The sequence below is a fragment of the Bradyrhizobium liaoningense genome (genome assembly GCF_018130825.1).
Lineage (GTDB): Bacteria > Pseudomonadota > Alphaproteobacteria > Rhizobiales > Xanthobacteraceae > Bradyrhizobium > Bradyrhizobium liaoningense_B.
Map to the genome: position 1 here is coordinate 187,009 of NZ_JAFCJS010000012.1, position 14,169 is coordinate 201,177.

Genomic DNA, 14,169 nt, shown 5'->3' on the forward strand with positions numbered 1-14,169 from the left:
CGCCCGCTTCCAGCGGTCTCCTCAGGATGAGGCTAAGCAGCATTGGCTCCGTTGAAATTGCCGCCGCGCACTCCGCCCTCATCCTGAGGGCCCGCCATCGGCGGGCGTCTCGAAGGATGGGCTGCGGGCGATCTATCCGCCTCGCTTCTTCATATGCGATAGCCCTCCCCGCAAGCGGGAGAGGAAGCGCACCTCCTTCGCCACCGCTCAGTTGGCGGCGCGGCGCAGGAAGGCCGGGATATCGAGAGCGGCCTCGTCGGGCGCATTGCGCGCAGGGGCGCGGCGTTGAGGATCGAGCGGCTGAAGCGCCGCCTGCGGCGCATAGTCCAGACCCGGCCTTGCCGGTGGCCCCACGGGGTGGTGCGGCTGCGGGCGCAGCGGCGGGCTTCCCGCGTGCGGAAGGGGGGCACTGCGCTCGATGCGATCGGCGATGCGACGGCCGTCGTTGCGCAGCCTGCCGGCGAGCTGCGTGAGGGCGGTTTCCACCGGCGCCAGCTGCGCCGGATCGACATTATCGATTCCGGTCGCCACCACCGAGACGCGGACGATGCCTTCGAGGCTTTCGTCAAACGACGCACCGACGATGATGTTGGCGTCCGGGTCGGCCTCGTCGCGAATGCGGGTCGCGGCTTCGTCGACCTCGTACAGCATCAGATCCTTGCCGCCGGTGATGGAGATGATGAGGCCACTGGCACGCTTGATCGAGGGATTCTCGATCAGCGGATTGGAGATCGCGGCCACGGCGGCGGCGAGCACGCGCTTCTCGCCGGAAGCCTCGCCCCGTCCCATCATCGCCTTGCCCTTCTCCTTCATGACGGAGAGGACGTCGGCAAAATCGAGATTGATCAGGCCTTCCTTGACGATGAGGTCGCTGATGCAGGCCACGCCCGAATAAAGCACCTGGTCGGCAAGGGCGAAGGCATCGGCGAACGTGGTCTTCTCGCTGGCCACCCGGAACAGGTTCTGGTTCGGGATGATCAGGAGGGTGTCGACCGTCTTCAGCAGCTCCTCGATGCCGGCTTCGGCAAAGCGCATGCGGCGCTGGCCCTCGAAGTAGAACGGCTTGGTGACCACGCCGATGGTGAGAATGCCGAGCTCGCGCGCGGTTCTGGCGACGATGGGTGCAGCCCCGGTGCCGGTGCCGCCGCCCATGCCGGCCGTCACGAACACCATGTGCGCGCCGGTCAGGTGATCGCGGATCGTGTCGATCGCCTCTTCGGCCGCGGCGCGTCCCAGTTCGGGCTGCGAGCCGGCGCCGAGGCCTGCGGTGACCGTTGTGCCGAGCTGGATGAGGCGCGTCGCCTTCGACATCGCCAGCGCCTGCGCGTCGGTGTTGGCGACGACGAATTCGACCCCCTGCAGCCCGGCCGTGATCATGTTGTTGACGGCATTGCCGCCGGCGCCGCCGACGCCAAAGACGACGATGCGGGCCTTCATTTCATGGATATCGGTGCTGCCAGTCATTCTTCCCTCGCGATTGCTCCGGCAAGCCGGGGATTAAAGAAAGTCTCGAGTGATCTCATCGCGTTCCAGCCGCGCGGTCTGCTTGCACGATGGAGGCGGCCAGATGTCCCAATCGACGCGCGGCGTATCCCGCGATCGTCCCGCCATCGCGGCGATCGTTCCGCAGCGCCGTCACTTCGTCTTCCAGTCGCGCCGCCCACGCATTGGCGGCCGTCGTCTCGGCGGCCGCCTGCGTCAGCTCGACGGCGAGGCGATCGGCACGCTCGCGCTCGCGCTCGAACACGACCCTGTAGGCGGTTGCGACCTCTTCGAGCCGCGCGATCTCCGCCTTGAAGGCCGCGATCTCAGAAGCGTTTTCGAGCGAAGTGGATGCCGGTTCGCGTGAAGAAAACGCGTCAGAACAAGAATCTGGAGCCCCGTTCCGACTCCGTCGGAACGGAAATGGCTCCATTGCCTCGATCCTTGCCATGGAGGCATCGACGGGGTCTGCCCGGCGGCCCTTTCGTGGGCGGGGCGTGTACCGGAGCGTGGAGAGATCAACGCTCACCAGGGCTTTGCCGTCCTCCGAGCGCGAGCGCGGCAGGCGGCGACGTCTCGCCAGCGACCGCGCGGCCTCGCGCGAGATATCGAGGCGGGCACTGAGGTCGGCATACGTCAACAACGCAACGCACATCGGCGCTTCTCCTGGAGCGAACCGGGAAGGCATTTCGAGCTAATGATGGCTGGACGATTACCGCAGGCTAGGGTGCGTTGGTTAACGGAGGGTTAACGCGCGCGCGGTGCTGTTTACGGGTGGCGTCGCCGTGCCGGCCTTGGGATCGGAGGCCGACCCCGGGATCGCAAGGCACCATCTACCGCGGCTGCGTCTTGTCGGTCTTGCGCAGGCAGCGATAGAGCTTCAGGGCGCTGGAGATGTTCTCCGAGATCTCGTTGCCGGTCCCGTCACAGCAGATGACGAGGTTTTTTGGTGAGGGGTTTTGGATTCGGTCTTGTGCTCGGACTCCACGGCATGCCTCTCCCGAAGATGCTATCGGGGCGAGTATAACGCAACATCAAGAGACACGGCAGTCGATCTAGCGGATCAGATCGAGATCGGTACAGGGACCTCAATGCCGACCGACACAGCTACCGGCGTATAGATGTCTACCTCAACATCTGGTGTAAGGATTGATACGATGAGCGAGTATCGCACTTTGCGCTCAAAACGCTTCTCCTTCCTGCGGGTTCGCCACCAGCCCATCGTCGGATGTACAGCTATGTAGCCGCGATTGGCTAACTCGGCTGCGGTCCCTTGCCAGGTATCGGAGTGGATTGATCCATTGCTCCGTTTGAACGAGCCTAAGTCCCAAACGCCCGGCTCCTCAGCGTGATCCTCATCGTAATCTTCATCCCGATCATGAGCATTAATTCTGAGCTTAAACTGATCCAGTGTTTCAGTAGGGCGAATAACGTTGAAGCGTAAACCGTGCGAAGGATAGCCGTATTTGCGATCCCATCCGCGTTCGCCGGGACTTGGCTCGATAAAATATGAAAGCGTAACACGCATTCGTATCTCAATATCCAGCGGAAGAGCTAACAGCGCGTCCCGCGGCCAAGGTAATGCATGCAGATTAATGTCACACGTCTTAACTTCACTGCTGCCCTGTGGGCTAAAGAACGGCTGAATAGCATCTTCGGCGATCAACGTAAGATTGTTCTGAGCGCTATAAAAAAGAAGCTCTGGATCTGGCGTGCCATAACCAAAGGTTCTTAGGAGTCGATTGGTGTCTAGCTTGCCGTTTTCGTCCCGCGCGCGAGTCCGCATCGCATCAGTCCAATAAGCGCTGTGGATCATCAGCCCGCGTACGGTCTCCGGCGTAAAATCGGGGTATCGCGCAACCAACTTTGTTGCCAATTGCGATGCCAGCGCCGTGGCTGCGCTCGTGTCATGGAAATCGACAAAGGGGGCTGCGCCAAGCGAAAACTTGCTGTTTGTTGTCAGTAAGTGCAATTCGGGCAAGAAATCGGGAGTTCCCCCACCGGGGGGGACGCCCATGTTGCCCGCCTCTAGAACTATATCCGGTTTGAAGGGCTTCTTCATTTCGGGAGGCCAAGTCATCGACGTAGTGCTGGATGGAGCCAGATCTCCTTCAATGGCTAGCGGTGTGAATCCTGGATTTTGCTCGCCATTGATCAATACGCGGTCAGTGTATCCGCCGACTGCGATTGCGTTCCAGGCTTGGGCGGGGTCCTGTACGGATGATGATTCGTTATCTGCTGGATAGAATGCTCGATTTCCTGGCTCGGTATTGCCGGCCGATATAAGGAATAGTCGCGGCGTGTCATTGATCGTTCCGAAGGCGAGATTGTCGATGGCCGCTGACCATGAGGAAGGACGTCCCATGTCTCGGGCATCTGCTGTAATAGCCAAGCAGTAGTTCCGCCTACGACTCGCATCTATTTCGAGGCGAGAAACTCCTTCGATCGTTACTTGCCCATAAAGGTCTGGTCGATGAGGGTCGGGTGCATGGATTAGTTTCAGCGATTGGACGCCGTGTGTTGCCTCAATTGGCCCTTCACTGGAAAGAATCTCTGCGAGATCGCCATAGATCGCGAGGCCTGCCATTTGAGTGCCGTGCCCGCTGATATGGGAGTCATGCGTTCCCCAAGCTTCCTTGAGTGCATGAATGTCGGTGCTTTTAATGAAGCTCTCCAGCAGCGGGTGCGCTCGATTGACGCCTGTGTCAAGTAGTCCGACGGCTGGTGCGTTTATGTTCAGCGGACCGAGTCTCGCGATTATCGTGTCTGCCAGGACATGCTGCTGAGCGCTCTCTAGGGTCGAATAGAGGTCGGCTGTAATTTTAGCTTTACGGACCTCGGCTATCAGCCCGAGGACTTCGGCGTTGCGTGACAATTGCTCGCGCGTGCCTCTCACCAGCAGTACAGTCCGATCTATAAAGATGAGATCGTCTGAGATTACTTCCAATCCGAAGTCGATCGCCGCATCTCTGAATATCGAGCTTGGTGATTCTTCTTCGTTCTCAGGGCGACGTAGCCATACTTCCCAAGCAATTTCGGTATTGGCGGCCGGATACAACTGCTTCGCGTCGGTCCACAGTTCATAAAGGGTCGCGAGTTTTATATTGGATATACTTTCGGCAAGTTTTCTATTGTCGTGAGGTCGCCGAGCGTCTGGGCTTGTATCTCGATATTTTTCTAGCTTTCTCAGAAGGATTTGGACTTTGTCGTCGGGTACATGAACTGTTGCGATAGTCCGATTTTGGGAATCTGTCGTAACTGAAAGAAGCTGAATTTTGCTTCCCTGTAAGTCTAGGCTTTCGAAGGCCAATGGAAAGTTGGGGTCGCTCTCAAATGCGAGTGTAAACCCCGGTGATTGGTAGAAGCCGTTTCCGATGGCCTGAGGGAATGTGGCTCTTTGCGTTTGCGCGCTCTTTAATGCTCTAATTAGATGAGCGGCGTGACTCGCGCGGTCTCGGTCGGGTAGATGAAATTCTTTTGAGTGGCCTCTTGTGGCCGTATAACGCGCAGAGTTAGCTTCATTTACGAAATGCAAATGCGAGTAGCGTGGCATAATTGTCTCGAGAATTTAGGATTGTCGCTGAGGTCTCCCGTGGGTGAGCGCTTCCTTTCGCTCTGCAATCGAGGAAAGTAAATCTGCACCAGACAACGGACGGCCTTCGATCAAGGCGTGCTTTAGCGCGTCCCCCGTCGCTCGCGTAAGGTCAGCGTAGCTGAGTCCCTTAGCTGCAGCTGAGAGCTTGGCCCAATTGATCTTGTTGGAAACTCGTGCGCCCGCAAGCTTGGCCTTGAGAGCAACCTCTATCTCTCGTGTTGTTGGGAGGTTGTATTTTACGATATCGTCGAAACGTCTGAACAATGCGCTATCAAGAATCGTAGGATGGTTCGTGGCAGCAATGATAATGCTGTCTGACGCGTCCTGTTCAACCATTTGCAGAAAGCTATTAACGACGCGACGTATCTCGCCTACGTCGTTCTCGAGTGCGCGCGCAGAGCCGATACTGTCGAACTCGTCAAATAGATATACGGCGCGAGTTTGAGCTATAGCATCAAAAATCAATCGAAGTTTGGCAGAAGTCTCGCCCATAAATCGCGTAATGAGACGATCGAGCCGAACCACGAATAAAGGTAGAGATAGCTCGCCTGCAATTGCTGACGCTGTCATCGTCTTGCCCGTGCCTGGTGGTCCTACGAGCAAAAGCTTCTTTCGCGGCACTAAGCCATGCGCACGGATTTCGCGGATGATTTTGTGCTCGCGGATAACCCGAGCTAGAATGTCTTTGGTCTTGCTGGCCAGGACGAGGTCCTGCATGCGAATGCGAGGATACGAGATCGTTAGAAGATCGGCGATCTCACCTCGTGGCTTTGCTAGCGGAATTGGCGATGGGCCAGGCCCAGGTAAACGACTGCGAGATTTGTCGATTAGTTCGCGAAGTTCTTCAGCGAGCTTGCCGTGCCCGCCGCGCGCTTCTGCTGCTGCGATCTGCATTGCCACCGAGTAGAATTGTGCCTCGTCGCCCTGCGAGTAGGCCTTCAAGAGCGCTTTGATTTGGTCCGCGCTAGCCATGGGCGTACTTCGTTGATCGCGTTAGGCGAGTTGAAGATTTGTAGAGTCCGATAAGTCTAACTCGGCAGTGTCTACAATTTAGACGGCATTGGTTAATGGTTGCAACCAGATCGCCAAATTTCGCCCAGGATTTATCGGGCGTTCTTCCGAGCTATGCTTGAGCTCATCAGGCAAGAAAACGGCCGGATCTTTCGATCCGGCCGTCACGCAAAACTCTACTGGCTAAGCTTACGCCACGCGACGCGACTTAGCCCCCGCCCTAACAGGGAATCTTATTAGCTGGCCTTCTTGACCGGCGCGGTGGTGCCGACCTTCTTCTGGATGGCGCGCTTCAGCTCGAGGGCGCGCGGCGACAGGGCGTCGGCGTTGGCCTTGAGCAGGAAGGCGTCGAGGCCGCCATTGTGGTCGACGCTCTTCACCGCGTTGGTGGAGACGCGCAGGCGCACGTTGCGCTCCAGGGCTTCCGAGATGAACGTCACGTTGACGAGGTTCGGCAGGAAGCGGCGCTTGGTCTTGATGTTGGAGTGGCTGACCTTGTGGCCGACGAGGGGGCCCTTGGCCGTCAGTTCGCAGCGGCGAGACATGTCACAAATCCTTAAGTTCGAGCCCCAAACGAGTTGCGGCCGCCATTCGGGGCGCCACAGGGGCAAATTCTCTGTCCTTGCAGGGAGCGGGCGGACGTATAGGGGGGAAGGGGCGGGTAGTCAAGGCGACGGCCCGTTTTCTGGCCGTCGTCCCGGGGCGCGCGGAGCGCGAACCCGGGATCTCGCGCGGCAGAGCAGGTACCATCAGCGGCACGGCTGGAACAGAGGGGGCGCGGCGTACTGGATGTCCTGGTCAAGCCGGGGCATGACAGCGGAGGTAGCGGGGAGAGGTGCGCCCCAGCGTCACACCCCGATCACTAAAACGGCAATGATTGAAACGCCTTACCATCACATAAAGGGCGCATTCGCGACCGAGATATCCGGTGGAGTTCCCGGTGTTTTGCACCCGGACCGATTGCTTGCCGCGATTTTTGGCTTAACTAACAAGGCCTGACGGCCCCATTGGATGGCTTCGTGGATACCCTGACCCCTTACCTGCCCCGGCTGCGTGCAGCCGGCCGGCCGGTCTTCGCGGCCCTTTGCGGGCTCGTCCTGGCGTGGGGGGCGAGACCTGCGGCCGCGCAGGGCAAGCTCGAGGCGCAATATGAGGCGACGCTATCGGGCATTCCCGTCGGCAAGGGCGCCTGGAACATCGACATCCAGGACGACGTGTTCGCGGCCGCGGCTTCGGGCGGCACCACGGGCCTCTTGAAGTCGTTCACGGGCGGGTCCGGCACGGGCGCCAGCCAGGGGCGCGTCGTCAACGGCGCGCTGGTTGCGACCGGCTACCAGGCCTCCACCACCACCCAGAAGAAGACCGAAGAGATCCACATCACCCTCGACAAGGGCAATGTGAAGGAGTTCGGCATCGTGCCGGAGCCGCCGGTCGATCCGGACCGTATCGTCGTCACCGATGCGCATCGCCGCGGCGTCTGGGACCCGATGACGGCCTCGCTGCTGCGCGTGCCCGGCACCGGCGATCCCGTCGCGCCGGAAGCCTGCCACAACGCCGCGCCCGTGTTCGACGGCCGCATGCGCTACGACCTAAAACTCGATTTCAAGCGCATGGAGACGGTGAAGGCGGAAAAGGGGTACAGGGGCCCGGTCGTGGTCTGCGCGCTCTATTTCGTGCCCGTCGCCGGCTACATCCCCGACCGCCCCGTGATCAAATACCTCGCCGCCCAGCGCAACATCGAGATCGCCTTTGCCCCGGTCGCGGGCACGCGCATCCTGGTTCCATTCTGGCTGAAAGTGCCGACGCCGCTGGGGCCAGCGATGCTGGAAGCGACGAGCTTCATCACGTCCCCCCAGCCGCCAAGAGTGGCGAAGACGCAGTAAGCCGTGCTGCCCACCCTCCCCTGGAGGGGGAGGGTCGATCGCGCAAAGCGCGAGCGGGGTGGGGTGATCTCTCCCCGCGAACGGTCCCCGTGTGGAGAGATCACCCCACCCCGCGCCGCATTTCGCTGCGCTCCATGCGCCGCGACCCTCCCCCTCCAGGGGAGGGTAAGAAAGACTGCCGCTTCAATGTCTTACAGGTCATCAGCCCACTCAGCGCCGCATCCCCCTTCCTACTGTGCATGGGGTTGTTTTCGCAGTTTTGTTTTGGCGCCCCGATCCCGGAATCCATTTGACTCCTCCCCGATTCTGATTCGACTCCGCGCCGTCCCCAATTTTAAGGAACCCGCCATCGAAACGTCGCTTGTGCGGCAGGACAAAACTCCATCTAGTGCGCGACCAAGACGAGTCCCGCGACATGTTGCGTGAACGGAACAGGACTCTGGCGGGAGTCAGCGATTCGGCCGCGATTCGTTCTAGAGTCGTTCCGAAGCTTAAAGAGAACGGAAAAAGCGTCGCAAAGTGAAACAGTTGCGCGAGATTTGGGGAGCGGCTCCTACACGCTCCGCTGTCATGCCCCGGCTTGACCGGGGCATCCAGTACGCCGCGGCTTCTCGGTTCCGTCACGACCGCCTCGGCGTACTGGATCGCCCGGTCAAGCCGGGCGATGACAGCAGTGGGGGCGGCCGCCGCTCCGCGTTCGGAGACATGGTCGGCACCCCGGTCGCCTCACCGCCCCAAACAGCACTGACATTCGCCCAAATCGGCACTACCTAATCCCCCAGACATGGCTCTCTCTCCCTCCCCCTTCGCCTCCGAGCGCGCACCCGGCGCGGGCGTCACTGCGGTGCTCGGGCCGACCAACACCGGCAAGACCCATCTCGCCATCGAGCGGATGCTGGCGCATCCTTCGGGCGTGATCGGGCTGCCGCTGCGCCTGCTCGCGCGCGAGGTCTACAACAAGATCGCCGACCGCGCGGGCGTCGAGAGCGTCGCGCTGGTCACCGGTGAGGAGAAGATCAAGCCGAAGAACCCGCGCTACTGGGTCTCCACCGTCGAGGCGATGCCGCGCGACCTCGATGTCTCCTTCCTCGCCGTCGACGAGGTCCAGATCGCCTCCGATCTCGAGCGCGGCCACGTCTTCACCGACCGCATCCTCAACCGCCGCGGCCGCGACGAGACGCTGCTGCTGGGCGCTGCGACCATGCGCCCGATCATCGAGCGCCTGCTGCCCGGCGTGTCCATGATCACGCGGCCGCGCCTGTCCACCCTCGAATTCGCCGGCGACCGCAAGATCACGCGCCAGCCGCGCCGCACTGCCATCGTCGCGTTCTCGGCCGACGAGGTCTATGCCATCGCCGAGCTGATCCGCCGCCAGCACGGCGGCGCTGCCGTTGTTCTCGGCTCGCTCTCGCCGCGCACGCGCAATGCGCAAGTGGCGATGTTCCAGAATGGCGACGTCGATTATCTCGTTGCCACCGATGCCGTCGGCATGGGCCTCAATCTCGACGTCGACCACGTCGCGTTTGCCTCCGACCGCAAGTTCGACGGCTACCAGTTCCGCCGCCTGACGCCGTCCGAATTCGCGCAGATCGCCGGCCGCGCCGGCCGTGCCACGCGCAACGGCACCTTCGGCACCACGGGCCGCTGCGCGCCGTTCGAGCCCGAGCTCGTCAATGCGCTGCAGAACCACACCTTCGACGCCGTGAAGATGCTGCAATGGCGCAACGCGAAGCTGGATTTCTCCTCGCTCGGCGCACTCCAGGTGTCGCTGAACCTGGCTCCCGGGCATGAGGCGCTGACGCGCGCGCCGATCGCCGAGGACATGCGCGTGCTCGACCACGCCGCCCGCGACGTCGAGGTGCGCGATATCGCGCATGGCAAGGCGGCGGTGGAGCGCCTCTGGGAGGCCTGCCAGGTCCCCGATTACCGGAAACTGTCACCGGCCGCCCATGCCGAGCTGGTGACCACGCTGTACGGCTTCCTGATGCGGAAGGGATGCATTCCCGATGCCTGGTTCGCCGCCCAGGTCGAGCAGGCCGACCGCATCGACGGCGACATCGACACGCTGTCGGCCCGGATCGCGCAGATCCGCACCTGGACCTTCGTCGCCAACCGCCCGGACTGGCTGAAAGACCCCGAACGCTGGCAGGGGATCACGCGGGAGGTCGAAAATAAATTATCGGATGCGCTCCATGAACGCTTGACTGAGCGTTTCGTTGATCGTCGGACCAGTGTATTGATGCGCCGCCTGCGGGAGAACACGAGCTTGAATACTGAAATCGGCAAGACCGGCGAAGTCATCGTCGAAGGCCATGTCATCGGCCGCCTCGACGGCTTCACCTTTGCACCGGATGCGGCGGAGGCCGGCTCCGATGCGAAAGCCTTGCAGGCTGCAGCGCAAGCGGTGCTCGCCGGCGAGATCAACACGCGCGCCGAAAAACTGGGCAATGCGCCGGACGACCAGTTCGTGCTGACCTCGGAAGGCATCATCCGCTGGACCGGCGACGCCGTGGCGCGGCTGTCCGCCGCAGAGGACGCGCTGCATCCGCGCATCCGCATCATCTCCGACGAGCGCCTCACCGGCGGCCCCCGCGAGAAGGTGCAGGCGCGGCTCGAGCTCTGGGTCAAGACGCATATCGAGAAGCTGCTCGGGCCGATGTTCGAGCTCTCGAAGGCCGAGGACGTCACCGGTATTGCCCGCGGCATCGCCTATCAGCTGGTCGAGGCGCTCGGTGTGCTCGAGCGTCCGAAGATCGCCAACGAGCTGAAGGATCTCGACCAGCCCTCGCGTGCGACGCTGCGCAAATACGGCGTCCGCTTCGGCGCCTATCACATCTATTTCCCCGGCCTGCTCAAGCCTGCTGCGCGTGCGCTCGCCGCACTGCTGTGGGCGCTGAAGCAGGACAATGTCGATCTGTCCTCGCTTTCGGGTGCGCAGCATCTGGCATCATCCGGCCGCACCTCGTTCCCGGTCGACAAGGCTCTGCCGCGCGATGCCTATCGCGTGCTCGGCTACAAGCAGGCCGGCGAGCGCGCCGTGCGCGTCGACATCCTGGAGCGTCTTGCCGATCTGATCCGCCCGGCGCTGGCCTGGCGCGAGAACTCGTCCGGCGAAAAGCCCGCCGGCGCCTTCGACGGCCGCAGCTTCGTGGTGACGCAGGCGATGACCTCGCTCACGGGCTCGGCCGGCGAGGACTTTGCCTCCGTGCTGCGCGCGCTCGGCTATCGCATGGAGAAGCGCCCGCCGCTGCCGGTGAAGCCCGCAGCGCCTGCTGCCGAGACGGTCGCGACCGAGACGCCGCCCGCCGAGGGCAGTGCGGAGACGTCAACCGAGACCGCCGCGGAGGCCGTTGCAGGCTTGCCGGAAGAGGCGGCTGTGTCCGCCGAAGCCGTCACCGTCGAAGACGCGCCCGGCATGGAGCAGCATGACGAGCCCGCTCCTGAGGAGCCGGCGCTCGAAGCTTCTCCCGAAGTGCCCGTGACGCCGGAAGATGCCCCGGGCATCGCGCCGCCGGCCGAAGAGGCCGCTGCACCAACGGAAGCTGCTGGCCTGGAAGCCGCACCTGCCGAGACGGCCGCGACCGAAGCCGCTGCATCGCCCGATGCTGCCGCACCGGTCGAGGCAGCAGCGACGCCCGCCGAGCCCGAGCTGGTCGAGGTCTGGCGTCCCGGCGGCCGCCACGAGGATCGCAAGCCGCGCCACGAGCGCCATCGCCACCAGCGTCACCACAACAACCAGCGTCCACAGGCCGGTGCTGAGGCGGGCGCTGCGCCCGCCGAGGGCGAGGCCGCGCAGTCGGCCGACGGCGAGAAGCGTGGTGAGCGTCATCGTCACGGCGGTGGCCATCGCCGCGATGGTGGCAAAGACTTCCGCAAGCCGCGTGAAGGCGGCGAGGGCGGTGAGCGCCGCGACGACCGCAATCGCAGCTTCCAAGGCAAGGACCGCGACAAGGATCGTGATCGCAACCGCGACAACAAGAAGTTCGGCGGAGATCGCGATAAGGGCCGCGATAATCGTGGCCGCGACCGCGACAAGGGCCGCGATCGTCGCGACCGCGAGTCGGGTCCCTCGCTGCGTCCCTACGCCTCGAGCGCGAACCCGCGCGAGCGCGATCGTCCCATCGATCCCAACTCGCCCTTCGCCAAGCTTGCCGCGCTGAAGGAGCAGCTGTCCGGCCGGAAGGAGTGATCCCACGACCGAGCGGCAGCGCCTCGATAAATGGCTGTGGCACGCGCGGGTGGTGAAGGCGCGCACCTCGGCGGCTGAGCTCGTCGAGAGCGGCCATGTCCGCGTCAACGGCGCACGTGAGACCTCGCCGGGACATGCGATCAAGCTCGGCGACGTCCTCACCATCGCGCTCGATCGCACCGTGCGCGTGCTGAAGGTCACCGGCTTCAACGAGCGCCGCGGCGATGCCGCCTCGGCGCGCGTGCTCTATGAGGAGCTGAGTGAAGCGAAGCGCAATTAATTGCGCTTCGAATTCATTTCTTGGTCGATCAAACACACAAAGCCGTCATGATCGGGCCTTCCCGACCTTGCGGCGCCGGGCCATCCGCGCTACGCAAGCCGCGACTTCTAAAAGAGCTTTTCGGAGCGTTGGATGACTTACGTCGTCACTGAAAACTGCATCAAGTGCAAGTACACCGACTGCGTCGAGGTCTGCCCGGTCGACTGCTTCTACGAGGGTGACAACATGCTCGTCATCCATCCCGACGAGTGCATCGATTGCGGCGTGTGCGAGCCGGAATGCCCCGCCGACGCCATCAAGCCGGACACGGAACCGGGGCTGGAAAAGTGGCTCCAGGTCAACGCCGATTACGCCAAAAGCTGGCCGAACATCACCCAGAAGAAAGAATCACCCGCCGACGCGAAGGAATTCGACGGCATGGAAGGCAAGTTCGAGAAATATTTTTCTCCGAACCCGGGCTCGGGGGACTAATTCCCGCCCAAACTTAACCCTAATACCTTCGTCAGCGCCGAAAACCAGGCCTCAAGACCCCTAAATCATTGATTTTTGCGGGAAATGTGCTATATTGGGCACATTAAGCTGAACCCCCGTCAGCCCAGTTGGCCCCGTTGGGTTCCCGTGAAACCAAATGTCGAACAGGGGCGTGGCAGTTTCCGCGCGCAGGCTGTGTCACAGAAAACGCGTAAAAAGAGTACTTCAGCGAGGGCTTCCCATAAGGAGGCCAAAAAAGTCGCCGCGGCCAGCCGTAGCGCATCCAAGGGTCGGACCGCGACGAAGGCGCCGGCTGCAAAGTCCTCGAAGAACAAAAGAAGCGCAATGCCTAACAAGTCTGCCAAGCCGGCCGCGAAAGCGACCGTTTCCAAGCCTGCTGCTGCCAAGGCTCCCGCTGCCAAGCCCGCGCCGAAGGCCCCTGTTGCTGCTGCTCCTGCCAAGGCTCCCGTTGCTGCCAAGCCGGCCGCCAAGCCCGCTGCTGCGCCGAAGGTCGAGGAAAAGAAGGTCGTGACCCAGCGTCAGGGCTTCAAGGCCAACGAATTCGTCGTCTATCCCGCCCACGGCGTCGGCCAGATCCTGGCCATCGAGGAGCAGGAGATCGCCGGCGCGAAGCTCGAGCTGTTCGTCATCAACTTCATCAAGGACAAGATGACGCTGCGCGTTCCGACCGCCAAGGTCGCCAACGTCGGCATGCGCAAGCTGTCCGAGCCCGCCCTCGTCAAGAAGGCGCTGGAGACCCTCAAGGGCCGCGCCCGCGTCAAGCGCACCATGTGGTCGCGCCGCGCCCAGGAATACGAAGCGAAGATCAATTCGGGCGACATCGTCGCGATCGCGGAAGTCGTGCGCGATCTCTACCGCTCGGAGTCGCAGCCGGAGCAGTCGTACTCCGAACGCCAGCTCTATGAAGCGGCGCTCGATCGTCTGTCCCGCGAGATCGCGGTGGTGCAGCACTCGACCGAGACCGAAGCAGTCAAGGAGATCGAGGCCCAGCTCGCCAAGAGCCCGCGCCGCAACGCCAAGGCGGAAGCCGCCGAGGGCGAGGCGGATGCCGAGGGCGATGCCGACGATACGGATGGCGACGACACCACCGTCGCCGACGAGGCCGCGTAAGCGTATCGGCGATCGTAGGAGATCAAAAGCCCGGCCGTTCGGCCGGGCTTTTTGTTTGGGGGCGTACTTCGTAGGGTGGGTTAGCTCGCGGCTGCGCGAAGCGCGGTCCGCTAGCGTAACCCACCGC

Annotated in this window: 9 protein-coding genes and 2 pseudogenes; 5 read left to right on the plus strand and 6 right to left on the minus strand. The window is 62.4% G+C overall.

Features of this window, described 5'->3' with window-relative positions:
- Window positions 1-207 precede the first annotated feature (207 nt).
- From ftsZ to rpmB, 6 genes and pseudogenes are all read right to left on the minus strand, one after another.
- Window positions 208-1,464 (minus strand): cell division protein FtsZ, encoded by a 1,257-nt coding sequence (gene ftsZ / locus JQ603_RS35615; protein ID WP_212347511.1) that lies wholly within the window; start codon window positions 1,462-1,464, stop codon window positions 208-210.
- A 55-nt stretch (window positions 1,465-1,519) separates the two neighbouring features.
- Window positions 1,520-2,137 carry a hypothetical protein gene (locus tag JQ603_RS35620; RefSeq protein WP_212347514.1) on the minus strand — a complete coding sequence of 206 codons (618 nt, stop codon included), beginning with the start codon at window positions 2,135-2,137 and terminating at the stop codon, window positions 1,520-1,522.
- A 181-nt stretch (window positions 2,138-2,318) separates the two neighbouring features.
- A pseudogene (locus JQ603_RS35625) lies at window positions 2,319-2,447 on the minus strand (phospholipase effector Tle1 domain-containing protein); the annotation flags it as partial.
- A gap of 98 nt (window positions 2,448-2,545) precedes the next feature.
- The gene (locus JQ603_RS35630) at window positions 2,546-5,035 is read right to left on the minus strand and encodes a S8 family peptidase (RefSeq protein WP_212347516.1); all 2,490 of its coding nucleotides are present in this window, start codon (window positions 5,033-5,035) and stop codon (window positions 2,546-2,548) included.
- Window positions 5,036-5,050: 15 nt separating this feature from the next.
- Window positions 5,051-6,049 (minus strand): AAA family ATPase, encoded by a 999-nt coding sequence (locus JQ603_RS35635; RefSeq protein ID WP_212347517.1) that lies wholly within the window; start codon window positions 6,047-6,049, stop codon window positions 5,051-5,053.
- 275 nt (window positions 6,050-6,324) lie between these two features.
- Entirely contained in the window at window positions 6,325-6,633 is a 309-nt protein-coding gene (gene rpmB / locus JQ603_RS35640; RefSeq protein WP_212347519.1) for a 50S ribosomal protein L28, read from the minus strand.
- A gap of 483 nt (window positions 6,634-7,116) precedes the next feature.
- Between rpmB and JQ603_RS35645 the strand changes: the two genes are divergently transcribed.
- From JQ603_RS35645 to JQ603_RS35665, 5 genes and pseudogenes are all read left to right on the plus strand, one after another.
- A complete protein-coding gene (locus tag JQ603_RS35645) occupies window positions 7,117-7,971 on the plus strand; it encodes a DUF3108 domain-containing protein (protein ID WP_245004089.1) in 855 nt (284 codons plus the stop codon).
- Window positions 7,972-8,755: 784 nt separating this feature from the next.
- Window positions 8,756-12,160, plus strand: a complete 3,405-nt coding sequence (locus JQ603_RS35650; RefSeq protein ID WP_212347523.1) for a helicase-related protein — start codon at window positions 8,756-8,758, stop codon at window positions 12,158-12,160.
- A gap of 10 nt (window positions 12,161-12,170) precedes the next feature.
- Window positions 12,171-12,440 (plus strand): annotated as a pseudogene (locus JQ603_RS35655) (RNA-binding S4 domain-containing protein); the annotation flags it as partial.
- A 132-nt stretch (window positions 12,441-12,572) separates the two neighbouring features.
- Complete coding sequence (fdxA, locus tag JQ603_RS35660) at window positions 12,573-12,911, plus strand: ferredoxin FdxA (protein WP_018643465.1); 339 nt, start codon at window positions 12,573-12,575, stop codon at window positions 12,909-12,911.
- 345 nt (window positions 12,912-13,256) lie between these two features.
- Entirely contained in the window at window positions 13,257-14,042 is a 786-nt protein-coding gene (locus tag JQ603_RS35665; RefSeq protein ID WP_212347525.1) for a CarD family transcriptional regulator, read from the plus strand.
- The last annotated feature ends 127 nt before the right edge of the window (window positions 14,043-14,169 follow it).

Excerpts from the sequence above, each read along its gene's own strand:
- JQ603_RS35635 (WP_212347517.1), bottom strand. The coding sequence starts at position 6,049 with ATGGCTAGCGCGGACCAAATCAAAGCGCTCTTGAAGGCCTACTCGCAG.
- JQ603_RS35620 (WP_212347514.1), bottom strand. The coding sequence starts at position 2,137 with ATGTGCGTTGCGTTGTTGACGTATGCCGACCTCAGTGCCCGCCTCGAT.
- JQ603_RS35630 (WP_212347516.1), bottom strand. The coding sequence starts at position 5,035 with ATGCCACGCTACTCGCATTTGCATTTCGTAAATGAAGCTAACTCTGCG.
- JQ603_RS35650 (WP_212347523.1), top strand. The coding sequence starts at position 8,756 with ATGGCTCTCTCTCCCTCCCCCTTCGCCTCCGAGCGCGCACCCGGCGCG.
- rpmB (WP_212347519.1), bottom strand. The coding sequence starts at position 6,633 with ATGTCTCGCCGCTGCGAACTGACGGCCAAGGGCCCCCTCGTCGGCCAC.
- JQ603_RS35665 (WP_212347525.1), top strand. The coding sequence starts at position 13,257 with ATGCCTAACAAGTCTGCCAAGCCGGCCGCGAAAGCGACCGTTTCCAAG.
- ftsZ (WP_212347511.1), bottom strand. The coding sequence starts at position 1,464 with ATGACTGGCAGCACCGATATCCATGAAATGAAGGCCCGCATCGTCGTC.
- fdxA (WP_018643465.1), top strand. The coding sequence starts at position 12,573 with ATGACTTACGTCGTCACTGAAAACTGCATCAAGTGCAAGTACACCGAC.